The sequence below is a fragment of the Billgrantia montanilacus genome (assembly GCF_003336675.1).
Lineage (GTDB): Bacteria > Pseudomonadota > Gammaproteobacteria > Pseudomonadales > Halomonadaceae > Halomonas > Halomonas montanilacus.
This window is the reverse complement of the sequence record NZ_QPII01000014.1, coordinates 63,642-89,694: the sequence shown is the minus strand read 5'-3', so window position 1 is coordinate 89,694 and position 26,053 is coordinate 63,642. Positions and strand designations below refer to the sequence as shown.

The window sequence follows — 26,053 nt, the reverse complement described above, 5'->3', positions numbered from 1 at the left end:
CAGACTCGCGACGCTCAGACACCGCCTAGCCGGCCTGCTGCTCGCGGGCAATGGCGCGGTAGGCGATATCCCGACGGAACTGGACACTGTCCCAGTTGATTGCCGCCACCCCATGGTAAGCCAGGTCGCGCGCTTGGGACACACCCTGCCCCAGCGCAGTGACACAGAGCACGCGCCCACCACTGGTCAGGACACGGCCCTGGTCGTCTTCGGCGGTGCCGGCATGGAAAACCTTGCAGCCGGTCCTTGCAGCCGCCCCGAGCCCTTCGATGATATCACCCTTGCGGTAATCGCCCGGATAGCCACCGGCCGCCAGCACCACACCCACGGCGGCTCTTCCGTCCCAATCGCAGGTCTGACCCGCCAGTTCTCCTTTCGCCCCTGCCAGGCACAGCTCGGCAAGGTCGGACTGTAGGCGCAGCATGATCGGCTGGGTTTCCGGGTCGCCAAAGCGACAATTGTATTCGATGACCCTCGGCTTGCCTTCGGCATCGATCATCAATCCAGCATAGAGAAAGCCGCTGTACGGATGCCCCTCCGCCGCCATGCCATGAACCGTGGGCATGATCACTTCCTGCATGATTCTCTCGTATACCGCATCGGTCACCACCGGTGCCGGCGAGTAGGCGCCCATGCCACCGGTATTGGGGCCTTCGTCACCGTCCAGCGCCCGCTTGTGATCCTGACTGGTCGCCATGGGCAGTACGTTGCTGCCGTCGACCATGACGATGAAGCTCGCCTCCTCGCCCTCGAGGAACTCTTCGATCACTACCCGCGCTCCCGCATCGCCAAAGGCATTTGCCTCCAGCATGTCACGCACGGCCGCCTCGGCCTCGGCCAGGGTCATGGCGACGATGACACCCTTGCCCGCCGCCAGGCCGTCCGCCTTGATCACGATGGGCGCACCCTGTTCGGTCAGATAGTCGAGCGCCGGCTCGACCTCGGTGAAGGTGCGATAGGCAGCGGTAGGAATGGCGTGACGCGCCAGGAAGTCCTTGGTGAAGGACTTCGAACCTTCGAGCTGGGCCGCCCCGGCGGTGGGGCCGAAAATGGCCAGCCCGACCTCGCGAAAGCGATCGACGACGCCCGCGACCAGCGGCGCCTCCGGGCCGACAATGGTCAGGTCGATGGCATCGTTCTGGGCGAATGCCACCAGCCCGTCCAGGTCGTTCACATCGATGGCGACATTGGACACGCCGTCTTCCCGGGCAGTACCGGCGTTGCCGGGAGCCACGAAAACGCGTTCGACGCGTGGCGACTGGGCGACCTTCCAGGCCAGGGCATGTTCGCGGCCGCCGCCGCCGATGATCAGAACCTTCATCCGCTACACTACCTATCTCTGTCTGGGTGAACCGGGCTTTGACGATGCCTGGCCGCGCAAAATGCCGGGCTTCATGAAAACGGGCGTGGAAATCGTCGCGGCATTATGTCAGAAAGCCGCCGTCGACGCGCCCTGCTCAGGACTTCTTGGATTCGTCGCCCTTGCCATCGCGCTTGTCATCATCGTGACTATCATCATTATTGGCCTGGCCCTGACCGATGGTCTTCTGCCAGAAACGCATGTTCTCCTCTGCCATCTCGCGCATCAGTTCCATGGGCGAATGGCGCATGGCCTGTTGCCACTGGTCCTTCATACGCTTCTGCTGCTCGAGCATCAGTTGCGTGCCCTGCTCCAGGTAGCGCGCCAGGGGAAGCGGCTGAGCCATGTCATAGACGCGGATGAACTGGGCCAGCAGGTCGTTGGAGAAGACTTCGGAGTCCCCATCCGCCTGTTCCTGCTCGATAATGATCGACAGTAGAATGGTGCGGGTAAGATCCTCACCGCTCTTGGCGTCCTCGACCCGGAAAGGCTCTTCATCGAGGATAAGGCGCCGCAGGTCCTCGAGCGTCACATAGCGACTCTGTTGAGTATCATAGAGCCTACGGTTGGCATACTTGCGAATCACGCGCACGGTGGCACTCCTTGTCATGAAAGGCAGGCTTGCCCTTTGCTGCTATTGTGCACCGCGCCACCGCCCTTGCAAATCGAACCGAATTAACGAGACCCGATGAATCTGATCCTGCTCGCCCCTGACGACATCGAACACGACCAACTGGCGTGCGTGCGAGACCCCCGGCGCCTGCGCCATCTCAAGGAGGTGCACCGCGCCCGAGTCGGCGATTCCATGACCCTGGGCATAGCAGGCGGGAGCATCGGCCGCGGCGAGCTGCTGGCGCTGGATGAGCACGAGGCACGCTTTGCCCTCGGCGCCATGGACACCCTGCCACCGCCCCCGCTGCCGGTGCATCTCGTGCTTGCGCTGCCGCGTCCGCGGATGCTGGCCAGGAGCCTCGAGCACGCCACGGCTCTCGGGGTGAAAGCGATCACGCTGTTGCATTCCCAAAGGGTGGAAAAGAGCTACTGGCAGTCGCCGGAACTCGCTCCCGACAAGATCCAGACCCATCTCGTACTGGGACTGGAGCAGGCCCGCGACACCGTGATGCCCACAGTGAGCCTGGCCAAGGGCTTCCGACCCTTCGTCGAGGATAGGCTGCCGGAGCTCCTCGAGGCACGACGAGGCCTGCTGGCACACCCCGAGATGGCACAGGCCTGCCCCAGGGGCCTGGAAGAGCCGGTCGCGCTGCTGGTGGGGCCCGAAGGGGGCTTCATTCCCTTCGAGGTGGAACGGCTGATCGAAGCCGGCTGCGAAGGCATCCATCTCGGGCCGCGCATCCTGCGGGTAGAAACCGCAGTGACTGCCTTGCTGGCCCGACTGTTCTGAGGGACGCCCCGGCGATGCGGGTCAATCCTCCTCGTCGTCGTCCTCGTCACTCCCTGCGTCATCGTTCTCGTAACGTTTCACCTCGGCATCTTCGTCGCAGCCGGGTGCATTGAGAAAGGTCCGGGTCACGTCGAGCAGACCCAGATGACCGATAGTGCGCCGTCCGAGGAGAAGCGGATAGTGCATCTCCTCGCGGTTGCGCAGACCGACCTGCTCCTCATAGACGGTGTTGCCCATGCACACCTTCATCAGCACCACCAGGCGTTCGTCTCGACCACCTGCACCACGCACGCGGATGTCGCGATGAAGCGGCCGCTCCAGCGTCTCGGAGAACGTCTCGCCGTTTGCCTCGTCCACGAGTTCCAGGCGAAACCGCACCCACTCTTCGCCCTCCTTCTCGAAACGTTCGATATCGCGGGCATCGAGCGACGAGGTGAGAGCACCGCTATCGAGCTTGGCCTTGACCTCTACCCCCCAAGGCTCCAGCGTCGCCTTCTCGACCCAGCCGTAAACCGCCTGTTCAGCCATCGCAGCGGGCGCAAGAGCGACCCCCAGCCATGCGCTCAGCACCAGAGCGCTCTTCCAACGACGCAGCAACGAATCTGCTTTCATGCCATCTCCCTGTCGAAATCCAAAAGAATAGCGTCATTTTTCCCGAATGCCAGCAGCCCAGGCTGCTCCACTCCCCGGCATGCGGTTACCGGACAACAAACTTTAGGTACATCTACTACACTGAAGGCGTCATCAAGGAAAAGGAGGACACTGTATGACACAGCAACGCATTGCAAGGACGACACTTGCCACCTCGGTTGGCCTGCTGGTCGCCGGCCTCACCATTGCCGGGGCACACGCCCAGTTCGAGCCCCAGGGGCTCTATTCAGCCAGGTCGATTCTCGATGCCGAGGTACATTTCGAAGCCGCACCGGACAGCCAGCCCAGCGATGTCGTCGATATGCTGCTCGGTGACGACATGCAGGTTCACGCCCTGGTCATACGCTCCCATGCCGATGTGGGACAGGATGGCGACCATATCGTGGTCACCAATGCCCACTACCAGCTGGTGACCCATGAAGAGGATGGCGAAACCACCCATGACGTGCTCGTGGACGCCAACGAAGATGCCCTGACGGCCATGCCACGCTACGACCAGGACTGGTGGAACATGGCACGGCAGCGCGCGCGGGATGCCTGGCATACCGCTGGCGAGGGTGCCGAAAGCGCCTGGCACCAGACTCGCGAAGGTACCGACCGCATCGGCGAGGGTGCCGAACGCGCCTGGGAACGTACCCAGGAAGGCGCCCAGAGAGCCGGCCAAGCGGTCAGCGACCTGCTCGACAATTGGACCAATAACGATTGATCCGCCAGCACTCGGCCTGAGCCGCCTGCTCTAACAACTGCCTTCAGAGAGCACAGCTCACAGACTGAGCACAATAGGAAAGCCTGTCGCCAGGCCCCACCCCCGCGGGCGGGGCCTTTCCTCGTCAGCGCTGCAGGCGCTGCAACAGGCTGACCGTGGCGAAACCATCCGGGGTCACACCGATCGAACGCTGATAGCTGCGCAGGCCGCTGCGCGTATTGGGCCCCAGGATGCCATCCGGGGTACCGACTTCGAAGCCACGGGCATTGAGCGCCTGCTGCATTTCGCGGACCTGGCTGCGCGTCAGCGGCTGCTCATCTCGCGGCCAGCTGGAACGGATACCTTGACGACCGGCAATCTCGTCGGCCAGCGTGCCCACTGCAAGGGCGTAGCTGGTCGCATTGTTGTAGCGCAGGATGGCCCGGAAGTTGGTGCCCACCAGAAAGGCCGGCCCGTCGGCACCGGCGGGCGCAATGACAGAGGCGTCGGCGAAATCGGGCAAGCTCTCGTCACCGATGACGCGCACCCCCTGGGCAGCCCATTCACGGCTGGCACGACGGGTGGTCAGTTCGGTCTGGGCATAGTCGAAATCGTCGGGCAGGCGGACCTCCACGCTCCAGGGCTGACCTGGCTGCCAACCGGCCCGGGCGAGATAGTTGGCGGTCGAGGCCATGACATCGGGGATGCTGTCCCAGATATCACGGCGGCCGTCGCCATCACCATCCACGGCGTAGGCTTCGAAGCTCGAGGGAATGAACTGGGTATGGCCCATGGCCCCGGCCCAGGAGCCTACCATGCGCTCCGGGGGGATATCGCCGGCGTCGATGATACGCAGCGCGGCCATCAACTCGCCGCGGGCGAAATCGCTGCGGCGCCCCTCGAAGGCCAGGGTCGCCAGCGCCTCGAGGGTCGAGAAATCACCGAAATTACCACCGTAGTTGCTCTCGATGCCCCAGATGGCGACGATGATCTCGGACGGAACGCCATAGCGCTCCTCCATGCGGCGTGCGGTGTCACGATGCTCGGCATGCTTGGCACGCCCCTGCTGGATACGAGTTGATGAAACAGCACTATCCAGATACTGCCAGATGGGCCGCACGAACTCCGGCTGGGAACGATCCAGCTCGATCACCCGAGGCCGATAGCGAACCCCGTCCAGCGCACGGGCTAACGTCGTCTCGCCGATGCCCTCGGCGCGAGCCTCGCGGCGAAAGCTTGCCAGCCATGCGTTGAAGTCGGCCGGCGTCGCCTCGGGCTCCGTACGTCCACTGGCCGACTGCTCACTAGCGGTCTCGACCTCTTGTCCGCTGGCAGCCTGTTCATCGGCTGCATCATGCGAACGTTCGGCGGCTGTCGCCTCCTGTACCGGGCCGCTCTGGCAGCCTCCCAGCACGAGAGTCGCCAGACTGATGACAAGGATCCGTTTCATTCTTGCTCCTGCTTTCCTTGGCTGTGTTAGAGAGCGATCATCGCGCACAATCACGGTCGTCACCAGTCCTCTTTCACACCCCGGCGAGGCCCCACATCAGTTTGATGCTGCAATCGACCCGGCGGCGATTCAGCCAACTCAGGCCGCCAGTGGGCCACGTAGGCTCCCAGGGGATCATACAGTTCGGCCTGTTTGAGAACATTGAACCTGCGAATGCGTGTGTCCCGACCGACACCGGCCACGTGACGCCAGTTTCCCCAGTTGCTGGCCACGTCGTAGTCGATCAGGCAGTGCTCGAACCAGGCCGCGCCCAAGCGCCAGTCGCCATCCAGCTCATGCAACAGAAAGCTCGCTACATTCTGTCGAGCGCGGTTGGAAAGCCAGCCGGTGGTTTTTAGCTCACACATGGCGGCATCAATGAAGGGGACTCCTGTGCGGCCTTCACACCATGCCGAGAAAGATTCTGACGGTGTCGGTAGCTCCCGACGCCCGAACAGCGCCCTACCCTCCTGACGCGCCGCCCAGTGGAAGTAGTCGCGCCACAGCAACTCGAAAATGACCCAGTCGCTCAATTCGCCAGTGACGTGCTGGGCCTCCCAAGCCCGCACCGCATCGCGCACCTGCCGAGCCGAGAGACACCCATGGGCCAGCCATGGTGAAAGCCGGGTGGAAAAGTCCGGGCCTAGCAGACCATTTCGGCTCTGCTTGTAGCCAGCCACCGCTCCGCTCTCCCACAGGTAGTGGTCAAGCCGCGAGAGTCCCGACGCCTCGCCGCCGGCGAAATGGAACCCACCCCGCGGGTCGGGCACCCATCTGGCCGCCCCGGTGCAGATCTTGCTGAGCGGCGGCAGGCCGCGTGGTGCTGCTCGCGGCCAGGGTGGAAGCGTCACCGGCGCCTGGCAAGCGGTGGGCACCACCCAACCGCGCTCCGCTTTGCGCCGAAAGGCCGAGAAGCTAGCCGGCAGTGCTGACAACGGCATCGGAAGTGAGGCCTCGCCGAACAACAGTCCACCATCGGTTTGCCAAACATCGACGCGCGCTCCCAGCCGGTCAACCAGTGTCTGTACATCTCGCGTCTCATCGCTGCCGGCATCTCGGCGAAGCCTCAACTGAGTCACGTCATGACCGGCAGCAAGTTCAGCCACGACCTTCACCGGATCGCCGACACGTACCAGCAGGTCACTGCCTCGCTTGAGCAGTTCGCCACGAAGCGCAATCAGGCTTTCCCACAAAAAACGTAGCCGTGCTGGCCCGATGCGCGGTTCGCTCAGCCCCGGCAGGGGGGAAAGCCAGGCGCGATCGAGCACGTAAACGCACATCAACTGATCCGGAGATGGATCGAAATGGAACAGCGGATTGTCGGCCAGGCGCAGGTCATGGCGCAGCCAGACGAGCGTCAGGCTCATGGTGCTCCTCCCTGGCAAGGTGACAGTGGCTCATGGCGCTCACTGCAATAATACATGCCTTCCCGGCAGCGGGCCCACCGGCTTTGTGGAATGCCGCGCCTGTGGTGCTGGCCGAAGGGCTCATTGAACGGGTGGGACTTGCCGTGCATCGCACACCTCGGTAAAATTGGACAAGATATGATAATCGTACAGGTCTCGTACAATATATAGTCCTGTCGCTACTTTTACCAAGGCTCTTTCTACCTACCAAGGCCCATTCACCAACGCGTCTAACGCGAAAGGCCGCCCGTAGGCGGCCTCTGATGACAGCGAAACTCTGGCATTCTAGCGGTCACTCTCCCGGGGCTGGTGTACCGCATTGGCTTCGGTCTCCAGCCCGCTCTTCAGCTCATGGGTCAGAGGGTCATAGTTGGGCCGCAGCTCATCCTTCACGGTGCCGGACCAGAGTTTCGAACCCACGAAATAGCCGGCCCGACCAATCACGTGTGCCGCCACCGGCGCCGTCATGACCACGAAAACGATGATGGCGAAGGCACGCGCCACCACCGCCACCTCGCCAAAATGCACGGCAACGGAAAGCATGATCAGAATCACACCCAGGGCCGCGGCCTTGGTCGTGGCATGCATGCGGGTAAGCAGGTCGGGCAGGCGCAGGATACCCAGGGCCGCCAGTAACATGAACAGTGCCCCGGTGAGAATCAGAAACCCCTTGATCATCTCAATCATCCCGAGGTCCTCCACGCTCCAGGAAACGAGCGAAGCCGATGGCAGCCAGAAAGCCCATCAGCGCAATCACGATGGCGGCATCCAGAAAACTGGAAACGTCCATCTTGATGGCATAGACACCCACCATGCCCACAACGATGCTGGCAAACAGCTCCAGCGCCACCACCCGATCGGGCAGACTGGGGCCACGCACCACTCTCACGAAAGCCAGGATCAGGGCAAAGCTCATGAGTACCTGGCTGAGCAGGATTACGGTATCCACATCACCACCTCACCATCATCGAACTCAACGGAACAGCTCCAGGGCACGACATTCCATTTCCTTGAGGTTGCGGCGCAGCTCCTCCTCGTCGTCGAGGAACATGGCGTGAATGTAGAGTACCTTGCGGTCGTCGGAGACATCCAGACTCAGTGTGCCCGGTGTCAGGGATATCAGGTTGGCGACCATGGTGATCTCGAGTTCGGTCCGCGCCTCCAGCGGCATGGCGATCACGCCGGGCTTCATGTGCCAGGGTGGCGTCAGGATGTCGAAACCCACACGCAGGTTGGCCTGGACCAGCTCCTTGATGAAGAAGCCCAGGAAACGCAGGATGCGTGGAACGCGGCCCGGATAGCCCTTGAGAGCCGGCACCTGGGGTTCGATCAGCACCAGGGTGATATAGCCGAATACAAGACCGACCACCAGATTCGGACCCGAGAAGTCGCCACTGAGAATGACCCAGGCCAGGGCAAGCAGCAGGTTCCATATCGCCCCCGTCATGGCGTCATCTCCTCGTCCAGCCTCTCGACCAGAACATCCTCGATACCCACCTCGGCCCCCAGCACCGCTTCGATATAGCCTTGCGGATTCATCAGCTGGTCGCCGATGTGGTTCATGATGATCAACAGCGGTTCGGCAAACAGACCAATCAACAGGGCGAAGAGTGCCAACACCGCCACCGGCAGATACATCAGCCAGAGGCTGGCCGGCACCATGCGACTGTCATCACCCACTACGGTCTGCTCCACCGGCACCAGGTTGTCTTCGGGCAGGGTCTTCCAGAACACCTCGTTCCATATCTTGACCATGGAATAGAGCGTCATCAGACCGACCGCCAACGCAACGCCGGTGACCACGTAGGCGCCGGCCTCGATACCGGCGCGTACGATAACGAACTTGGCAAAGAAACCGGACAGGGGCGGTATGCCGGCCAGGGAAAAGGCCGACAGGAAGAAGGCCACGGCCAGCCAGGGGCGTTCGCGATAGAGCCCGCCCATCTTCTTGAGCTCATAGGTACCCTGGAGCCGCCGCGTGATGCCGCTGATCAGGAACAGATTCGTCTTGACGACGATGTTGTGCATCACCGCAAAGATTCCCCCGGCAATGGCGAGCGGTGTGAACAGCGCAAGCCCAAGGATCATGTAGCCGATCTGGCTAACGATATGGAAGGAGAGGATGCGACGGAACTCGAATTGCGCTGCGGCCCCGAGCACGCCAGTCACCATGGTCAGCGCCGCTCCCCACAGCAACAGATCCTGGGTATAACCCAGTGTCTGGTCGAACATCAGCGTGAAGACACGATACAGCGAGTAGACCCCCACCTTGGTCAGCAGCCCCGCGAACAGGGCCGAAACCGCCACTGGTGGCGTGTGATAGGAAGCGGGTAGCCAGAAGAAGAGCGGAAATGCCGCCGCCTTGATACCGAAGGCGATCATGAACATGACCGACAGTACCTCGACCATCCCCTGATTCTCCGCCACAGCCAGGCGCTGGGCGATATCGGCCATGTTGAGCGTGCCAACCATCCCATAGAGCAGCCCGATGGCGGTGAGAAAGATCACCGACGCCAGCAGGTTGAGGGTGACATACTTGATTGCCCCCTCCATCTGCGCCTTCTCGCCGCCCAGAATCAGCAGCGCGAAGGAGGCCACCAACATCACCTCGAACCAGACATAGAGGTTGAAGATGTCACCGGTGAGAAAGGCACCGGCGACACCGGCCAGCAGCAGGTGCATCAACGGATAGTAACCGAACTTCTCGTGGCCAAGACCGGTGGAAGCCAGTGAATAGACCGCCAGCGCCAGACCGATGATCCCGGTCAGCACGATCATCACCGCGCTGAGCATATCGGCAACCAGGGTGATCCCGATCGGGGCCTCCCAGCCCCCTATCTGGATCACCACATAGTCATCGAGACTCACCGATATCAGCAGCCAGAGTGCCACGCCCAGCAGGGCGATATTTCCAGCCACGGCGATGAAGCGCTGCGTGGATCGCGAGCGCCAGAACAACAGCGACAAGGCACCCGACAGCAAAGGCAGGAGAACGGGCAGTGCAACTTCAGGCCTCACGTATCGGTTTCCTTCATCTTGTCCAGGTCATCGGCCTTGACGATTTCGTAGGCACGACGGATCAACACCACGGCAAAGGCCAGCACGCCGAAGGCGATCACGATAGCGGTGAGCACCACCGCCTGGGGCAAGGGATCTGCCACCGGGCCAAGGGGTGCCGCAAGCCCTTCGGGGATCAGAGGCGGCGCCCCACGGGTCATGCCCGCGGAGGTGAAGATCAACAGGTTGGCGGCATTGGAGAGCAGCATCAGTCCGATCACCAGCTTGACGATCGAGCGACGCAGCATAAGAAAGATTGCTGCTGCATACAGCAGGCCTATGGCCACGGCCATCACCGGCTCCATAACGAACCTCCAGCACGAGTTGACGGGGCGACGGCGGAAACACCGGTTCGATCAGGGCTCATCCTTGTCCACCTCCATCAGCGTCATCACCATGGCCAGCACCGACCCCAGCACCGCCAGGTAGACCCCGACGTCGAAAATCAGCGGAGTCGAGGCCTTGAAATCGATACCGGGGATCTCCCACCACTGGGCCGTCAGAAACGGCTGATCCATGAACCAGGCGGGAAACACCGAGATCATGCCCAGTAACAGGCCAATCCCGATCAGGTCACGGGGGTCGACCATGCGCAGCACTTCCCGGGTGGCGCTGACTCCGAAGGCGAACAGGTAGAGCGTGAAGGCGCCGGCGGCCACCAGCCCGGCGATGAAGCCCCCGCCCGGCTCGTCATGCCCCCGCAGCAGCAGGAACACCGAAAACAGCAGCTGCAGCGGCATAAGAATCCGAGCGGCGGTATGCAGTATCAAGGTACCGGACTTAACCATCGGTGGATTCCTTCTCCTTGGACGCCGGCTTGGACTTTTCCGTCGCACGCAGCTTGAGCATGGCGATGACACCGATCGCCGCCAGTGCCAACACGAATATCTCGCCCAAGGTATCCAGCGCCCGATAGTCCACCAGGATCACGTTGACGATGTTGCGTCCATGAGCCAGCGTCACGCTGTTCTCTATCATGTAGCCCGAAATGGGCACGAATTGGTCGATCCCCCAGGCTGTCAACACCAGTAGTGTGATCAGCACACCGACACACCCCGCCACCAGGAAGTCGCGCACCCGTTCAAGGGGAGTCGACAGGGTGGCGAAGCGGGGCAACCGGAAGAGCACCAGCACCAGCAGGATCACGGTCAGGGTTTCCACCAGCAGTTGGGTGATGCCCAGGTCAGGAGCGCTGAACAGAATGAAGGTCAGGGCAATGGAGAAGCCCATGATACCTACCGAGACCACCGCGCTTAGCCGTGACCGGGTGATGGCGGCGAACAACGCCCCCATCACCATCAGCGACACCACGACCACTTCATGGAAGCGAACGTCGAGATGGAAGGCGATTTCCGGGGAGTGGCGAAGCAACAGGGAATTACCGATCAGCGCGATCAGGGTCAGCACCATCACCATCAGGTAGTTTCGCATATAGCCATTCTGCAGGATGCGGGTCTGCCAGTCGGAGACGACGGTGATCCAGTGCATAAAGGCGTCGTACCCCGACTCGGGACCTCGCGCAATCAGGGGATCGAGCCTCGCCAGGCGCGCACGCACCCGATCCCATTGACGGAACAGCACATAGCCCAGCGCCAGGCTGACCAGCGACAGGATCAGAGGCAGGTTCACGCCGTGCCACAGCGACAACGAGACGGTGACTGGCTCGCCCATCACCGCCGAGGCGGCCGCCGTCAGCAATCCCATGCTGGCAAGGACCGGGACGAGTCCTAGCAGCAGAGAGAGCACCGCCAGCACGGCAGGGCCGAGAAGCATCGAGACCGGTGCCTCGTGAGCCACACGCGGGGTAGCGCGCCGCTCGCCGAAGAAGGGCCTCAACGCCACGATGGCAGCCACGCCAATGGTCAGAAAAGCCGCCGAAAAGGCCAGCAGCAGGATCAGCCAGCGAAAGGCTCCCGCCTCGAGAACCGACTCGAACATCAGCTCCTTGGCAATGAAGCCGAACAGCGGTGGTATGCCGGCCAGCGACAGGGCGGCGAGCATGGCCACCAGAGCCGTCACCGGCATCAACGAGCGCAGTCCCCCCATGGCGGTCACGTCCTTGGTACCGGTCTCATGATCGAGAATCCCCGCCACCATGAACAATGCGCCCTTGTAGAGGGAGTGGGCCAGCAGGAAGGTGACGAAGGCAATCAGCGCCCCCTCGGTGCCGATACCCAGCAGCATGGTCAGGGTGCCCAGTGCCATGATCGTGGAGTAAGCCAGCAGCTTCTTGATATTGGTGTGGCGAATGGCCAGGAAGGCACCGGTGAACATGGTAAATGCCCCCACCACCGAGAGGATACCGATCCACATTTCAGTGCCGCCCAGGCTCGGCTGGAGTCGCGCCATGAGATAGATACCGGCCTTGACCATGGTCGCCGAGTGCAGATAGGCCGACACCGGGGTGGGTGCCGCCATGGCGTTGGGAAGCCAGAAGTGGAACGGAAACTGGGCCGACTTGGTGAAAGCGCCAAGCAGCAGGCAGATCAGCAGTGGGGCATAGAGGTCGTGCTCACGCAGCACATCCCCCATGGTGCCCAGCTCGGCGAGCGACCAGCTGCCACCGGCTGTACCAAGCATCACGAGGCCTGCCATCAACGCCAGCCCACCGCCAACGGTGACGAACAACCCCTGACGAGCCGACTTGCGCGCCTCCAGGTCGGCATGATTGAAGCCGATCAGCAGATAGGAGGTGATGCTGGTCAGCTCCCAGAAGACGAAGAGCGTGATCAGGCCATCGGCCAGCACCAGGCCGAGCATCGATACCATGAAGGCGACGAGGACGATATGGAAACGCACCAGGTCGGGATGGCCCTTGAGATAGCCGCCGGCATAGATCAGCACGAAGGTACCGATAACCGTGATCAGCAGCGCAAACAGCAGCGAAAGGCCATCAATGACGAAGGTCAGGCTCATGCCCAGCGAAGGCACCCACTCCACGGCATACGTCACCACCTCACCGTCCATCACCGCGGGCATGAGACTCAGGAATCCCAGAGCCAGGGCGGCCGGGAAGGCGGCCAGCACGAAGCTGGTACCCGCCCCGAACCAGCGATGCAGCAGCGGGGCGAAAGCGGCCAGTACGAATCCCGATAGCACGGCTAGTTGCATCATGCAGCTCTCTTCATAGTCGTTCTTCCGTCAGGGGGTACCGGCATCGTTACTTCCTTGTCGAAGCCTGTCTCGTTAGGCGGCAGGCGATCTGTTCCGTCATGCACGAGAGCGGCATGGCGCACCACTGCCACTTTGACAAGCGCTCATCGAACCTGCAAATGAACACCGCACTCCAGGTGTTTCTCCGTCATCGTCGAGCGAGAAATTACGCCCAATGGATAAGCCCCATACGACCTTCTCAGGCTGTTTATTGCACCGCAAAAGCTTTAAACTCTGCGCCGCAGCTGGCAGCAATCGGCATAGACCGCTCGACGAAACGGCTTGGTAGTATAGCGATTTCCCTCCGTTTCTTCATTCGTCGCCACCAATGCGCCAGCCAAGCGATCCTTGATCGCTCCGATGAGCCACGTGGTAACCGGCACATTCCAGACCACGCCTCACTATCCCATAACGTGGCGCAATGTCACCGATCCGCCGCCAGAATGGATGAACCACCAATGTCATTGCTGTGGATTCCTCTTCTCACCATTATTGGCACGCTGGTGCCGTTAATGACGTCTCGCTATGGCCGCAAGGCTTGTGTTGCAGCCACCCTGATCGCCCCCCTGCTGGCGCTGAGCCTGGTGCTGATGCATGCGCCTGCCGTACTCGACGGCAACGTGGTCAGCCTACAGATACCCTGGATGCCCTTGCTGGGACTCGACCTGGCCCTGCGAATCGACGGCCTTACGCTGCTGTTCGCTCTGCTGATCCTGGGTATCGGTAGTCTGATCCTGCTCTATGCCGGGCATTACCTGAGTGCCGCCGAAGACGATGGCCGCTTCCTCTCCTACATGATGCTGTTCATGACGGCCATGCTGGGTATTGCCATGGCCGACAACCTGCTGCTCCTGTGGCTGTTCTGGGAACTGACCAGCATCTCGTCATTCCTGCTGATCGGCTTCTGGGGCCATCGTAGCGACGCCCGACGCGGCGCACGCATGGCGCTCACGGTCACCGGTGCCGGGGGGCTTGCCCTGCTGGCCGGCATCCTGCTGATCGGCCAGGCTGCCGGCAGCTTTGCCATGGGCGATGTGCTGGCTGCCGGCGACACGATACGCGCCTCGGCCCACTATCCGGTGATTCTGGTGCTGGTTCTGTTTGGCGCCTTTACCAAGTCGGCCCAGTTTCCGTTCCACTTCTGGCTGCCGCATGCCATGGCCGCCCCCACACCGGTGTCGGCCTTCCTCCATTCGGCGACCATGGTCAAGGCCGGTGTCTTCCTCATGGCGCGGCTCAATCCGGCGCTGGGCGATACGGCGCTGTGGGCCGTGGCACTGTCGCTGGTGGGCCTTGCCACCATGCTCTATGCCGCCTGGTTCGCCCTGCTCGAGCGCGATCTCAAGGGCATCCTGGCCTTTTCTACTGTCAGCCACCTGGGTCTTATCACCCTGTTGCTGGGGCTGGGCAGTCCGCTGGCCATCGTCGCTGCGGTCTTTCATATCCTCAACCACGCTACCTTCAAGGCGGCACTGTTCATGATGGTGGGCATCATCGATCATGAGACAGGCACCCGGGATATCGACCGCCTCGGGGCATTATGGTCGATGATGCCGCTCACCGGCACCATGACGATCCTCGCCGGGTCCGCCATGGCCGGTTTTCCTCCGTTCAACGGCTTCCTCTCCAAGGAGATGCTGTTCGAACAGAGCCTCATCAATAACCTGCTGGGCGCACTCAGCGTGGTTATCCCACTGCTGGTGGTGGTGGCTGCCATGCTCTCGGTCGCCTATTCGCTACGACTCATCTATAGCCTCTTCTTCGCCGAGCCCAAGCTCACCCGTGAGCAGAAGGCCCAGCCGCCGATGAAAGTCCACGACCCGTCGCGCGGCATGCTGGCCCCGGGACTCTTCCTGGCAGCGATGAGCCTGCTGGTAGGTCTCTTCCCGATGACGCTGGCCGCCCCGCTGGTCAATGCAGCCAGCCTGGCGGTACAGGGCGAAACCACACCGCTATTTACCCTGGCGCTGTGGCATGGCATCAACGCCCCCCTACTGATGAGCCTGGCGGCGGTGGCGGGAGGCATCCTGGTGCTTCGTCATCAGCGTTACTTCGCCGGCATCGCAGCACTTTTTCCGTCCCGTGACGCCGGGCTGGTCTTCGAGGCGGCCATGCAGCGGGCAATCAAGATCACGCTATGGCTGACCCTGCGCCTGGAAAACGGCTCGCTGCAGCGTTATCAGGCACTGCTGATTCTCTGTGCCCTGATCATGACCGGTATCGGCCTGACCCAGCTCGACTCCCTCACCGGCGAGCTGGGTCAGCAGCCGCTGGACGGCATGATGATCCTGGGAGCGGGGCTGATCATCTTCGGCGCCATCGGCAGCGCCCTGAGCCATCGCTGGCGGCTGGTATCGCTGCTGATGCTGTCGGTGGTGGGTCTCGCCGTCTCGCTCACTTTCGTGCGGTTTTCTGCCCCAGACCTGGCGCTCACCCAGCTATCGGTGGAAGTCGCCTCGATGATCCTGATGATCCTGGCGCTGTTCTTCCTTCCCCAGCGCCCGCCCCTGCTGGTCTCGGGACGGCGAATCCTGCGCGACCTGATCCTGGCCGCCTCCCTGGGTGTGGTGGTGGCGATGCTCACCTACGCCCTGCTGACCCGTGAAACACTGACCATCGCCGACTACTTCCTCCGGGAAAGCCTGCCTGGCGGTGGCGGCACCAACGTGGTCAACGTGATCCTGGTGGATTTCCGCGGCTTCGATACCCTGGGTGAGATCACCGTACTGACCCTGGCAGGCCTTGCCACCTTCAAGCTGCTCAACCGCATGCGCCTGTTCATGCCGTCGGGCAACCTGGAGGGCATACGCTGGTCGAAGCATCGGTATCCGATGATTCTGGCGGTGGTGGCGCAGATTCTGCTACCGCTGGCATTGCTGGTGTCGGTCTACATCTTCCTGCGCGGTCACAACCAGCCTGGCGGTGGCTTCATCGCCGGGCTGGTCACGGCCGTGGCCCTGATCCTGCAATACTTGGCCCGCGGTCATGACTGGACCCGGCAGCGCCTGCCGATCTCCTATCCGGTAGTGGCGGTATCCGGTCTTGCCATCGCCACGGCCACGGGACTTGGTAGCTGGCTATTCGGCTACCCCTTCCTGACTTCGGCGTTCGGCCATTTCCATATTCCGCTGATCGGCGAGATCGAGCTGGCTACGGCCATGCTCTTCGATCTGGGAGTCTATCTGGCAGTGGTCGGCGCCACCCTGATGATCCTGGTCAACCTGGGCCGCGTCACCACCGTGAACCGCCCAACGCTGGAGGAACGCTGATGGAAGCCCTGTTCTCGCTGGTGGTCGGCGTACTCTCCGCCAGCGGCCTTTACCTGCTGCTGCGCGGCCGGACCTTTCCGGTCATCGTCGGCCTGGCCCTGCTCGGCTACGCCGTCAACCTCTTCCTGTTTTCCACCGGCGGCCTCAACACCCATGCGGCAGCCGTCATCGGAGAGTCGATCTCGCCCACCGACCCCCTGCCCCAGGCCCTGGTGCTGACCGCCATCGTCATCGGCTTTGCCATGACCGCCTTCGTGGTGATCCTGGCCATTCGCGCCCGCAGTGAACTGGGTAGCGACCATGTGGATGGCCAGCAGGGCGAAGAGGGAGACGTGAGTCGATGAACCAGCATCTCATTATCCTGCCCATCCTGCTGCCGATGGTGGGCGCCCTGACACTTCTGCTGATGGGCAAGGCCAGCTTTACCACCCATCGCCGCGTCAGCGTGTCGCTCACCGCCGCCCTGGTTTTCATCAGCCTGCTGCTGCTGGACCGTGCCGCCAGCGGCGAGCTGAGCTTCTACGGCCTGGGTAATTGGCAGGCACCCTTTGGCATCGTGCTGATGCTCGACCGGCTCTCGGCCCTGATGTTGACGCTCACCGCCGTGCTGGCCCTGGGCTGCGTTCTTTTCGCCAGCGCCGGTGACGATGCCAAGGGCAGCAACTTTCACGGCCTCTTCCAGCTCCAACTGGTAGGCCTCAATGGCGCCTTCCTCACCGGTGACCTGTTCAACCTCTTCGTCTTCTTCGAGATCCTGTTGCTCGCCTCCTACGCGCTGCTGATGCATGGTGGCGGCAAGGCACGTGTCGGTGCCGGGCTCCACTATGTCATCCTGAACCTGGCGGGCTCGGCCCTGTTCCTCATTGCCCTGGGGGTGCTCTATGGCGCCACAGGCACCCTGAACATGGCCGACATGGCGCGCCGCGTTGCTACCATGACGGGCGACCAGTCAGCCCTGGTCACCGCCGGGGCGCTGCTGCTGGTGGTGGTATTCAGCCTCAAGGCGGCGCTGCTGCCGCTCTATTTCTGGCTGCCGCGGACCTACTCGGCGGCACCAGCACCGGTTGCTGCGCTGTTCGCCATCATGACCAAGGTGGGGCTTTACGCCATTCTGCGTGTTCAGACGATGATTTTCGTCGACAGTTCTGCGGCAGGCGGCATCACCGCCTGGCTGTGGTGGTCGGGCCTGGCTACCATCGTGCTGGCGGCGGTTGGCGTGCTTGCCGCCCGCGACCTGCGCCCCCTGATCGCCTATCTGGTACTCGTCTCGGTGGGCACACTGCTGGCGGGAGCGGCACTTGGAACGCCAGAAGCGACTACTGCCCTGCTCTACTACCTTCCCCACACCACTCTGATCTGTGGCGCCCTGTTCCTGATCGCCGAAATGATCGGCCAGCAGCGCGGCAAGGCAGGTACCCGCCTGGTTCGAGCCCGACGCCTGCACCAGCGCCACCTGCTTGGCGGCATGTTCCTGCTGGCCGCCGTGGCCGTGGCCGGGCTGCCACCGCTTGCCGGTGCGCTGGGCAAGCTGCTGCTGATGCAGGCCGCGGAAGGCAGCGCACGACTCTGGCTATGGCCGCTGCTGCTTCTGGCCGGTCTTTGCGCCCTGATCGCCATGTCCCGGGCAGGCTCGGTCTTCTTCTGGGCCAGCTACAAGGGTGAGGTCGCCACCGGCAAGGTGAGTCGGGCCCAGCTGGCCGGTGTGCTATGGCTGCTGGCCAGTGCTCCCCTGCTGGTTGTCTTCGGCGGACCGGTGAGCGCATACACTCAGGCAGCTGCCGAGCAATTGGCCAACCCTCAAGAACCGATTCGCCAGCTGCTGGGTGACGACCCGGCGCGAGAGATCGTGCAGTTTCAAGAGACCACCGGAGAAGCGCCATGAGAGCAATGGGACGCTACCTGCCCACCCCCACCCTCTCGCTTGTCCTGCTGGTGGTTTGGCTGCTCATGGTGCGCAGCATTTCGCCAGGCCAGCTATTGCTGGGCACCTTCCTGGCCGTGGGGATACCGCTGCTGACCCAGGGCTTCTGGGATCCCCTGCCCCGGGTGAAGCACCCGCTCAAGCTGGCCTGGTTCGTCACCTACGTCATGTGGGATATCGTCAAGGCCAACGCACATGTCAGCCTGCTGATATTGTTGCCCCGCCGCGAGCCACACCCAGGCTTCGTCGAATATCCGCTGGAGGTCAAGGATCGGCTGGTCATCACGCTGCTGGCCAATACGGTCACCATGACGCCAGGCACCGTATCCACCAATATCCGCCTGGACGGCTCCTCCCTGCTGATTCACGTACTCGACATGAACGAGGAGCAGGAACTGGTGCGCGAGATTCGCGAACGCTACGAGCGGCCGCTCAAGGAGATCTTCGAATGCTAGATACCGCCCTGCTGATCAGCCTGACGCTGATCGTCCTGGCCATGGCGATGAATATCTATCGGCTCGCCATCGGTCCGGACATCCCGGACCGCCTTCTGGCACTGGACACCCTGTACGTGAACTCCATCGCACTGATCGTACTGCTGGGGCTTTGGCTCAATACCAAGACCTACTTCGAGGCGGCGATACTGATCGCCATGCTCGGCTTCGTCAGTACCATGGCCATCTGCCGCTACCTGCTGCGCGGCGATATCATCGAATGAGGAAGACGCCATGACCTTCTATGTCATTGCCGAAGGCGTGATCGCCTTCCTGCTGGTTGCCGGTGGAATATTTGCCTTTACCGGCTCGCTGGGCATGCTGCAGTTCAAGGACTTCTTCATGCGTCTGCACGGGCCAACCAAGGGCACTACCCTGGGAATCGGCTGCATTCTGATCGCCTCAATGCTCTACTTCACCGTGACCCAGCGCGAACTCCATGTCCAGGAGCTGCTGATCACCCTGTTCCTGTTCATCACCGCACCGGTTACCGGTCACATGCTGGCCAAGACCGGGCTGCACATGCACCTACGCTTCATCACCGGCACCCGTGGCTCGATTCCTGAATTCCGCGACGAGGACGTCGGCCAGAGCCGTGTGGCGCGTCCGGCGCGAGCCAAACACCCGTGGAAGTATCGCAAGGCCAAACGCTCGCGCATGCGCCGCTGAGACACTGTTACTCAAGACACTAACGAAGAGGGCTGCCGATCGGCAGCCCTCTTCGTAGTTCATTGACTGACTTGCCGAACGAAAGGCGCTCTCAGCACCATCCAGACAGTTCGCGCCGAATGACCGCAAGCAGCGCGGCGATATGGTCATCGCGGTCGTTCAGGCACGGAATATAGGTGAACCGTTCACCGCCGGCGGCAAGGAAGCTCTCCTTGATCTCCTCCTCGATCTCCTCGAGGGTCTCCACGCAGTCGGCGGAGAAGGCAGGCGAGACCACCGCGATATGCTTGTGGCCGCGGCGGGCCAGTTCGGCCACATGCTCTACCGTGGCCGGCCCCACCCACTCCTCCGGACCGAACTTCGACTGGAATGCGGTGACGATGGCCTCGTCGCGCCAGCCCAGGCGCTCCTTGAGCAGTCGCGTCGTCTTCTGGCACTGGCAATGGTAGGGGTCACCCTCCATCAGATAGCGCTTCGGCACGCCGTGATAGGAAGCTACCAGTACCTCCGGCGGCGTTTCGGCGGCAGCGTAGCCCTCCTCCACCGAGGCTGCCAGGGCGTCGAGATACGCCGGTTCATCGAAATAGGCCGGCACGGTACGAAACGCCGGCTGCCACTTGAGCTTCATCAGCGTACGAAACGCCTGGTCGTTGGCCGTGGCGGTGGTCGGCGAGGCGTACTGGGGATAGAGCGGAAAGAACAGGATGCGATCGCAGCCCTGTGCCTGCATCCGCCGCAGCACGCTGTCGGTAGAAGGATTGCCATAACGCATGCAGAAGTCGACCACCACCTGGTCGCCATACAGCGCCTCGAGCCCATCGGCGAGCTTGCGCGTCTGATCGCGGGTGATGGTAAGGAGCGGACTTTCGTTCTTTTCGGTATTCCAGATACCGCGATAAGCCTCGCCGGAGCTGAAAGGGCGTCGCGACAGAATGATGAGCTGAAGCAGTGGCTGCCACTTCCAGTCCGGGTAGTCCACCACCCGCTTGTCGGAGAGGAACTCATTGAGGTAGCGACGCATCGACCAGTAGTCGGTGGCATCCGGTGTGCCGAGATTGGCCACCACCACCCCCACCTTGCGCGGCGACACCCTGGGGTGGTCAGCCGGGGCATGTTCGGGATGACGGCTATCCGAGCTGTCATGCGGCGCGTTCACATCTGTCATGCAAGGCCTTCCTTCTGATCGTCGACTGGCAACGCCAGCCAGTTTACCAGCATCACGCCACACGGGCAGAACAAAGTTGTACCATTGCTATAATTTGTACAGCCCAAGGAGAAGGCGTGTGGCCGCTCCGCTACGACATGGCCTCCATCTGGACGGCTACACCCAGGAGATACCATGAGCCGACGCGAGACCCTCGATGCCCTCGCCCCGATCACCCTCTACCATGACGGCCACTGCCCGCTGTGTCAGCGGGAGGTTGCCTGGCTGTCTCGCCATCCTCGACGCGAACGGGTGATACTGGTGGATATTCAGGCCCCGGGCTTCGATGCCGAGGCCGTAGACAGGCGCTTCGTGGAGATGATGGGACAGCTGCATCTGCGCGACGCCCAAGGACGATGGTTCATCGGAATGGACGCCAGTCGCGCACTCTACGCCGTGCTGGGCTATCGCCGCCTGGTATGGCTGAGCACCCAGCCTGGGCTGGCGTGGCTCATGGATACGACATATCTCTGGTTCGCGCGCCGCCGGGTGCGCCTGGGGCGCTGGCTGAAGGGGCGGCGACGAAAGGCAAGGGACTGAAGCGGGAGGACGGGGCGGCGCTGCCATTGTGGCACTCACGCCGAAGGAAGGCGTCGCTCAGAATACCAGCGGAATGCGCGACGTGAGTGGATCCTGATAGTGGGCTTCGCGGCCAATCACCTCATCCTGAGGCACATGCTGTACCAGGAAGGCACGATGGATACCAGCCCGCTGCAGCTCCAGATAGACATCCTCCAGCGAGCGGAACACAACAGGCTTGCCACGTCGTGTCAGCATGTGTCTGGCACCTTCCATATCCTCCAACTCTACCTGGTAGCAGTGGCTGCCGGAGTGGGTAATGACGCGAATTTCATAATTATCGTGACTGGCCGCAAAGGCCTTGAGGTCATCGAAGTCCATGGTTCCCTCCATGTGGCGGACATTGGTGGCATAAAACTGATACCGCTCGGGCACAGCATGACTGTGCCCGATAGCATTAGCATGACAGTAGCATATTGATCTTGTGACTATATGACAGCCGGAGGGTTCCGGGACGCGGGCTCCGGCAGTCGGTATTGCGACAGAGTTGCGATAAGGCAGTTTTTCAAAGGAGGTCTGGATAAACGCCTACTGGTAATCGGAGGGATCGATGGCCTTGGCCAGTGAGCGACGGTCCACCCACTTACCCGCCTTGGTTTCCTTATAGCGAAATACCACGCGATCACCGACGGCCACCGCAAGTTCGGCATCCTCGGTCTGATAGCTGTACGCCTCGCCCTCCACAACCAGATGAAAACGGTAAAGGTCAGGCATGCCCAGCCACTCCTTGAAAGGTCCTTCCCGCTCCAGCGACTGGAGTTCGCCACGCGCCTCGAGCTTCGGGGCACGCTGCTGTTTGCCACGTCTGAATCCGCCTGCCATGCTGCCTCCTGGTGTATCTGTCAAGGGTCGGCATTATACGGCGCCCACCCACAGGCTCAAGGCCGGGGACAGCGATCAGTTTCCGAAGGACTCACCGTAGCTGTCCGGCGCCAGGTCCTCGAAGCGGGTGTACTTGCCAATGAAGGCCATGTGTACCGTGCCGATGGGGCCGTTACGCTGTTTGCCGATAACCAGCTCGGCCAGGCCCTGATTGTCGGGGTTGTCTGGATTATAGACCTCGTCGCGATAGACGAAAGCGATGACGTCGGCGTCCTGCTCGATGGCGCCTGATTCACGCAAGTCGGACATGACCGGTCGCTTGTTTGGGCGCTGCTCCAGCGAGCGGTTGAGCTGCGACAGCGCCACCACCGGGCAGCCGAACTCTTTCGCCATGCCCTTCAGCGAGCGGGAGATTTCCGATATCTCGCCGGTCCGGTTTTCCGAGAAGCCCGGGATCTGCATCAACTGCAGGTAGTCGATCATGACCAGCGCCATGTTGCCATGCTCGCGCACCAGCCGACGGATCCGCGAGCGCATCTCGTTGGGCGACAGCGCTGCGGTGTCGTCGATGAACAGCTGCTTGTCCTTGAGCAGGTTCACCGCCGAGGTCAGCCGCGGCCAATCCTCGTCCTCCAACTGACCGGTACGCACCCGGGTCTGGTCGATGCGCCCCAACGACGACAGCATGCGTAGCATCAGCGATTCGGCGGGCATCTCCATGGAGAACACCATGACCGGCTTGTCACTGGCGATCACGGCATGCTCGACCAGGTTCATGGCAAAGGTGGTCTTGCCCATAGAGGGACGCCCGGCGATGATCACCAGATCGGAGGGCTGTAGTCCCGATGTCATCTCGTCAAGATCGCGAAAGCCGGTTGAGAGCCCCGTCATCTCGCCCTTCATGTTGAACAGCTCGTCGATGCGGTCCACCGCCTTGGCCAGCAGCTCGCTCATGCCGATGGGGCCACCCGACTTGGGGCGCTCCTCGCTGATCTGGAACACCAGCCGCTCGGCCTCGTCGAGCAGCTCGTCGGCCGGCCGGCCCTGGGGGCTAAAGGCACCATCGGCGATCTGGCTGGCCGCCCGAATCAGCTTGCGCAGGGTGGCGCGCTCGCGAACGATATCGGCGTAGGCGCGGATATTGCTCGCCGAGGGCGTATTGCGTGCCAGCTCTGCCAGGTAGGCGAGGCCACCGATGGTACCGAGCTGATCACGCCCTTCCAACGCCTCGGACAGCGTCACCACATCCAGCGGCTGACTGGCTTCGGCCAGGCCGGTCATTGCGTTGAAGATCAGGCGATGCTCGTAGCGGTAGAAGTCATCCGCCACCAGCCGCTCGGCCACGTTGTCCCAAGCCTGGTTGTCGAGCATCAGGCCGCCCAGCACCGACTGTTCCGCCTCAAGCGAATGAGGTGGCATCTTCAGGGCAGCGGTTTCCTGATCCAGCTCGAGAGTGTCGTTCATGGCATGGCCACCTACATGAAAACGGGCCGTGCCATTCTACCCGATGCCCGTGGTCCACCCCACCTCTCGAAGCGACAAAAACCGCGACCGTTTCCGGTCGCGGCAAGGTATCGAAACAGTACGCGAGCCATTGCCCGACAATAGCCGGGCAATTACCTGGAGCCGCTATCTCAGAACCATACCTCGGTCTGCACACCGAAGCTCCACTGGCCACCGGTGAAACCATCGCTGCCGAAAGCGGCGTCCGCATCGTAGTCGTTGAGCTCGCGATCCCAGTCGGTGTAAGAAGCGAACAGGCGGATCTCGGGCCGCTGCCAGAAGCCGCCCACCTGGGGCTTGAAGGTCGGGGCAATGGTGAACTTGCCGAAGTCGCCGTTCACCGTATTCAGATCGCCGCGGCCATTGGGGTCGAGGTCCATGTACTGGTAGCTCGCCTCGTACTGCATCTCGAAGTTCTGGGTGATTTCGTTGACCAGGCGGGCATTGAGGGTCAGCCACTTGTAGTCGTCGCCGTCCACATACCGGTCCTTGCTCACCTCACCGAACAGCACCGGAGCGAATCGCCAGTTGGGCGCCACGTAGGTGGTGCCATAGATGCCGAGTCGAGTGGCCTGTGCATCTTCGGTCAGCTCACCGTCGCTGCCTAGCCCCTTGACCTCCGCTCCCAGGCCCTGGCCGTGGAGCAGCGCCACCTTGTAGTTGCCTTCACCCAGGCCGAAGAAGCTGTCGCCGTGGTAGGCCACCATGGTGTGAAAACCACTGTCGGCGGCCTGTCCTTCGCCGATATCGCGCTCGTCGTTATCGGCCGCCGACAGGGCATTGACCATCCACTGCCAGTTACCGAAGTAGTTGTTTGAGGTCAGGATCAAGCTGTCCGTGCTGCCATCGTCTCCCGGAAACTCGGGACGCACCGGGTAGTCGCTGAAGCTGCGCCCGTAGACCGAGACATTGGAGCGCCAATTGTCGGCCAGCTGCATGTCGTAGATACCGGCTCCGGTGCCGGCAAGGAAGATGAAGTCGCTGTCGAGCCAATGGATGTCGAAGTTGTCGCGGTCGAAGCGCTTGCCGGCCCAGATCGAGGCGTTCTCGAAGGTGCCTGTGAAGCTCGGCAGGTCGCTGAACTCGGCGTAGACCTGGCGCACGTTGAGGTTGGAATCGCCGTCCCAGTCGTTGCTGGTGGTGGTGCCACTGGCGAGCATGGTGCGGTAGTGGGCCTTGGCGCCGTTGTCGAACTGCATTCGATAGTTGAGGATCGCCTCGGCGTAGGTGTCGGGCTCGTTGCCCAGTCGCCCCACGGCCCCTCCCAGCCCACCGGCCGGCGTCACGTAAGGTCCGCCCTCGATACTCTTGCGATCCTCGCCCAGCAGCAGTCCCGAGCGGGCATAGGCGTTGAACGAGAAGCCCTCTTCGCCGCTGGCCTGGCGCTCGACCTTGGCCAGGCGCTCTTCCACCTCGTCGCCACTCAGGCGCCCTTCTGCCTGGGCTTCGGCCAGTTCGGCCCGCTGTTCCGCAGCTGAAGCGCGCTGCTCCGCTGCCGCGACGCGATTCTCCAGGTCGAGCAGACGCTGCTCCAGACTATCGGCGGTGGCGAGCCCGGTCATGCCGATACTAGCCACTGCCACGGCGGCAGCGAGAGGGGTTCTGAGCAAGGCAATCTTCATGGCAGTGAGTCCTTTTATGGTTGTTTTACAAGTAAGCCGGCAAGAGCCTCGGCAGATTCCTTAATCTCTTAATCGATTAAGCTCATGGACAAAAAAACGCCAGCCGGCCTCACCATACAGGCCCGACGAAACGGAAGGCGTCGGGCATGTCGCGAAAAACTTAATCGTTTAAGCGTGCCGACGCAAAGAAAAAAAGCCATCTTGCTACCAAAGTCGAAATAGACGCGCCCTTCGATATCACCAAAAACAAGGGGCGCGGGGAGATTTTCCCCGCGCCCCTTGGCGTACGACGTGACGAGGTGGGCCTTACTCGGCTACCACCACGACACGCACGGTCGCGTCGACTTCCGCATGCAGGTGCAGGTCGATGTCGTACTCGCCGGTCTGACGGATCGGGCCCTGCGGCATGCGAACTTCGCTCTTGGCGACGTCGATGCCGGCCTGACCCAGCGCTTCAGCCAGATCGCGCGGACCGATGGAACCGAACAGCTTGCCTTCTTCGCCGGCCTTGGAAACCAGCGACAGCTCGATCTCGTTGAGCTGGGCGGCACGGGCTTCGGCTTCGGCCTTGCGCTCGGCGGCCTGGGCTTCGAGCTCGGCGCGCTGCGCTTCGAAGGCTTCCACGTTGTCCTTGGTTGCCGGCACGGCCAGGCCGTAGGGAACCAGGTAGTTGCGGCCATAGCCAGGCTTGACGGCGACCTTGTCGCCCAGACCGCCCAGCTTGCCAATATTATCGAGCAGAATCACTTCCATCTCGTCAACCTCTT

27 protein-coding genes are annotated in these 26,053 nt (G+C 62.2%); 9 read left to right on the top strand and 18 right to left on the bottom strand.

Features of this window, described 5'->3' with window-relative positions; genetic code table 11:
* Positions 1 to 25 precede the first annotated feature (25 nt).
* The gene (gene purD, locus DU505_RS16565; RefSeq protein ID WP_114480088.1) at positions 26 to 1,321 is read right to left on the bottom strand and encodes a phosphoribosylamine--glycine ligase; all 1,296 of its coding nucleotides are present in this window, start codon (positions 1,319 to 1,321) and stop codon (positions 26 to 28) included.
* A 136-nt stretch (positions 1,322 to 1,457) separates the two neighbouring features.
* A complete protein-coding gene (gene phaR / locus DU505_RS16560) occupies positions 1,458 to 1,952 on the bottom strand; it encodes a polyhydroxyalkanoate synthesis repressor PhaR (RefSeq protein ID WP_114480087.1) in 495 nt (164 codons plus the stop codon).
* Positions 1,953 to 2,048: 96 nt separating this feature from the next.
* Between phaR and DU505_RS16555 the strand changes: the two genes are divergently transcribed.
* Positions 2,049 to 2,762, top strand: coding sequence for a 16S rRNA (uracil(1498)-N(3))-methyltransferase (locus DU505_RS16555; protein ID WP_114480086.1), 714 nt, complete (start codon positions 2,049 to 2,051; stop codon positions 2,760 to 2,762).
* A 21-nt stretch (positions 2,763 to 2,783) separates the two neighbouring features.
* Here DU505_RS16555 and rloA3 read toward each other — a convergent pair whose 3' ends face one another.
* Positions 2,784 to 3,374, bottom strand: a complete 591-nt coding sequence (rloA3, locus tag DU505_RS16550) for a retropepsin-like aspartic peptidase RloA3 (RefSeq protein ID WP_114480085.1) — start codon at positions 3,372 to 3,374, stop codon at positions 2,784 to 2,786.
* A 154-nt stretch (positions 3,375 to 3,528) separates the two neighbouring features.
* Between rloA3 and DU505_RS16545 the strand changes: the two genes are divergently transcribed.
* On the top strand, positions 3,529 to 4,119 hold the full coding sequence (locus tag DU505_RS16545; protein ID WP_114480084.1) for a PRC-barrel domain containing protein: 591 nt from the start codon (positions 3,529 to 3,531) through the stop codon (positions 4,117 to 4,119).
* 124 nt (positions 4,120 to 4,243) lie between these two features.
* On the opposite strand, the gene DU505_RS16540 is transcribed toward DU505_RS16545, so the two are convergent.
* The 9 genes from DU505_RS16540 to DU505_RS16500 all read right to left on the bottom strand — a co-directional run bounded on the left by DU505_RS16540 (position 4,244) and on the right by DU505_RS16500 (position 13,161).
* The gene (locus DU505_RS16540; RefSeq protein ID WP_114480083.1) at positions 4,244 to 5,548 is read right to left on the bottom strand and encodes a lytic murein transglycosylase; all 1,305 of its coding nucleotides are present in this window, start codon (positions 5,546 to 5,548) and stop codon (positions 4,244 to 4,246) included.
* Positions 5,549 to 5,607: 59 nt separating this feature from the next.
* Positions 5,608 to 6,954 carry a DASH family cryptochrome gene (locus DU505_RS16535; protein ID WP_114480082.1) on the bottom strand — a complete coding sequence of 449 codons (1,347 nt, stop codon included), beginning with the start codon at positions 6,952 to 6,954 and terminating at the stop codon, positions 5,608 to 5,610.
* A 324-nt stretch (positions 6,955 to 7,278) separates the two neighbouring features.
* Positions 7,279 to 7,680 carry a monovalent cation/H(+) antiporter subunit G gene (gene mnhG, locus DU505_RS16530; RefSeq protein ID WP_114480081.1) on the bottom strand — a complete coding sequence of 134 codons (402 nt, stop codon included), beginning with the start codon at positions 7,678 to 7,680 and terminating at the stop codon, positions 7,279 to 7,281.
* Positions 7,673 to 7,942 (bottom strand): MrpF/PhaF family protein, encoded by a 270-nt coding sequence (locus DU505_RS16525; RefSeq protein ID WP_114480080.1) that lies wholly within the window; start codon positions 7,940 to 7,942, stop codon positions 7,673 to 7,675. The genes mnhG and DU505_RS16525 overlap by 8 nt, the downstream gene beginning before the upstream one ends.
* A 24-nt stretch (positions 7,943 to 7,966) precedes the next feature.
* A complete protein-coding gene (locus DU505_RS16520) occupies positions 7,967 to 8,440 on the bottom strand; it encodes a Na+/H+ antiporter subunit E (protein ID WP_114480079.1) in 474 nt (157 codons plus the stop codon).
* The gene (locus DU505_RS16515) at positions 8,437 to 10,011 is read right to left on the bottom strand and encodes a Na+/H+ antiporter subunit D (RefSeq protein ID WP_114480078.1); all 1,575 of its coding nucleotides are present in this window, start codon (positions 10,009 to 10,011) and stop codon (positions 8,437 to 8,439) included. Before DU505_RS16515 ends, DU505_RS16520 begins: the two co-directional genes overlap by 4 nt.
* The gene (locus tag DU505_RS16510; RefSeq protein ID WP_114480077.1) at positions 10,008 to 10,355 is read right to left on the bottom strand and encodes a Na+/H+ antiporter subunit C; all 348 of its coding nucleotides are present in this window, start codon (positions 10,353 to 10,355) and stop codon (positions 10,008 to 10,010) included. Before DU505_RS16510 ends, DU505_RS16515 begins: the two co-directional genes overlap by 4 nt.
* 51 nt (positions 10,356 to 10,406) lie before the next feature.
* Complete coding sequence (locus tag DU505_RS16505; protein WP_114480076.1) at positions 10,407 to 10,838, bottom strand: Na+/H+ antiporter subunit B; 432 nt, start codon at positions 10,836 to 10,838, stop codon at positions 10,407 to 10,409.
* Positions 10,831 to 13,161, bottom strand: a complete 2,331-nt coding sequence (locus DU505_RS16500) for a putative monovalent cation/H+ antiporter subunit A (protein ID WP_114480124.1) — start codon at positions 13,159 to 13,161, stop codon at positions 10,831 to 10,833. The genes DU505_RS16505 and DU505_RS16500 overlap by 8 nt, the downstream gene beginning before the upstream one ends.
* 500 nt (positions 13,162 to 13,661) lie before the next feature.
* Here DU505_RS16500 and DU505_RS16495 point away from each other — a divergent pair, with 500 nt between their 5' ends.
* Genes DU505_RS16495 through DU505_RS16470 form a run of 6 tightly spaced genes read left to right on the top strand, consistent with a single transcriptional unit; the run spans position 13,662 to position 19,556 of the window.
* On the top strand, positions 13,662 to 16,472 hold the full coding sequence (locus DU505_RS16495) for a monovalent cation/H+ antiporter subunit A (protein ID WP_114480075.1): 2,811 nt from the start codon (positions 13,662 to 13,664) through the stop codon (positions 16,470 to 16,472).
* The gene (locus tag DU505_RS16490) at positions 16,472 to 16,816 is read left to right on the top strand and encodes a Na+/H+ antiporter subunit C (protein ID WP_114480074.1); all 345 of its coding nucleotides are present in this window, start codon (positions 16,472 to 16,474) and stop codon (positions 16,814 to 16,816) included. Before DU505_RS16495 ends, DU505_RS16490 begins: the two co-directional genes overlap by 1 nt.
* Positions 16,813 to 18,354 carry a monovalent cation/H+ antiporter subunit D gene (locus DU505_RS16485; protein ID WP_114480073.1) on the top strand — a complete coding sequence of 514 codons (1,542 nt, stop codon included), beginning with the start codon at positions 16,813 to 16,815 and terminating at the stop codon, positions 18,352 to 18,354. The genes DU505_RS16490 and DU505_RS16485 overlap by 4 nt, the downstream gene beginning before the upstream one ends.
* Complete coding sequence (locus DU505_RS16480) at positions 18,351 to 18,848, top strand: Na+/H+ antiporter subunit E (RefSeq protein WP_114480072.1); 498 nt, start codon at positions 18,351 to 18,353, stop codon at positions 18,846 to 18,848. The genes DU505_RS16485 and DU505_RS16480 overlap by 4 nt, the downstream gene beginning before the upstream one ends.
* Complete coding sequence (locus DU505_RS16475) at positions 18,842 to 19,111, top strand: K+/H+ antiporter subunit F (protein WP_114480071.1); 270 nt, start codon at positions 18,842 to 18,844, stop codon at positions 19,109 to 19,111. Before DU505_RS16480 ends, DU505_RS16475 begins: the two co-directional genes overlap by 7 nt.
* Positions 19,112 to 19,121: 10 nt before the next feature.
* A complete protein-coding gene (locus DU505_RS16470) occupies positions 19,122 to 19,556 on the top strand; it encodes a Na+/H+ antiporter subunit G (RefSeq protein ID WP_114480070.1) in 435 nt (144 codons plus the stop codon).
* Between the two features lie 91 nt (positions 19,557 to 19,647).
* Here the strand turns inward: DU505_RS16470 and hemH are convergent, their stop codons facing one another.
* Positions 19,648 to 20,721 carry a ferrochelatase gene (gene hemH / locus DU505_RS16465; protein WP_114480069.1) on the bottom strand — a complete coding sequence of 358 codons (1,074 nt, stop codon included), beginning with the start codon at positions 20,719 to 20,721 and terminating at the stop codon, positions 19,648 to 19,650.
* A gap of 174 nt (positions 20,722 to 20,895) precedes the next feature.
* On the opposite strand from hemH, the gene DU505_RS16460 reads away from it, so the two are divergent.
* Positions 20,896 to 21,300 carry a thiol-disulfide oxidoreductase DCC family protein gene (locus tag DU505_RS16460; protein ID WP_114480068.1) on the top strand — a complete coding sequence of 135 codons (405 nt, stop codon included), beginning with the start codon at positions 20,896 to 20,898 and terminating at the stop codon, positions 21,298 to 21,300.
* 57 nt (positions 21,301 to 21,357) lie between these two features.
* Here the strand turns inward: DU505_RS16460 and DU505_RS16455 are convergent, their stop codons facing one another.
* The 5 genes from DU505_RS16455 to rplI form a co-directional block, all read right to left on the bottom strand.
* Complete coding sequence (locus DU505_RS16455; RefSeq protein ID WP_114480067.1) at positions 21,358 to 21,660, bottom strand: DUF6482 family protein; 303 nt, start codon at positions 21,658 to 21,660, stop codon at positions 21,358 to 21,360.
* Positions 21,661 to 21,867: 207 nt separating this feature from the next.
* Entirely contained in the window at positions 21,868 to 22,161 is a 294-nt protein-coding gene (locus DU505_RS16450; RefSeq protein WP_114480066.1) for a hypothetical protein, read from the bottom strand.
* A gap of 75 nt (positions 22,162 to 22,236) precedes the next feature.
* Positions 22,237 to 23,625: a replicative DNA helicase gene (gene dnaB / locus DU505_RS16445; protein WP_114480065.1), complete on the bottom strand. Its 1,389-nt coding sequence runs from the start codon at positions 23,623 to 23,625 to the stop codon at positions 22,237 to 22,239.
* A 170-nt stretch (positions 23,626 to 23,795) separates the two neighbouring features.
* The gene (locus tag DU505_RS16440; protein WP_114480064.1) at positions 23,796 to 25,286 is read right to left on the bottom strand and encodes a carbohydrate porin; all 1,491 of its coding nucleotides are present in this window, start codon (positions 25,284 to 25,286) and stop codon (positions 23,796 to 23,798) included.
* A 306-nt stretch (positions 25,287 to 25,592) separates the two neighbouring features.
* Positions 25,593 to 26,039 carry a 50S ribosomal protein L9 gene (gene rplI, locus DU505_RS16435; RefSeq protein ID WP_114480063.1) on the bottom strand — a complete coding sequence of 149 codons (447 nt, stop codon included), beginning with the start codon at positions 26,037 to 26,039 and terminating at the stop codon, positions 25,593 to 25,595.
* Positions 26,040 to 26,053 lie beyond the last annotated feature (14 nt).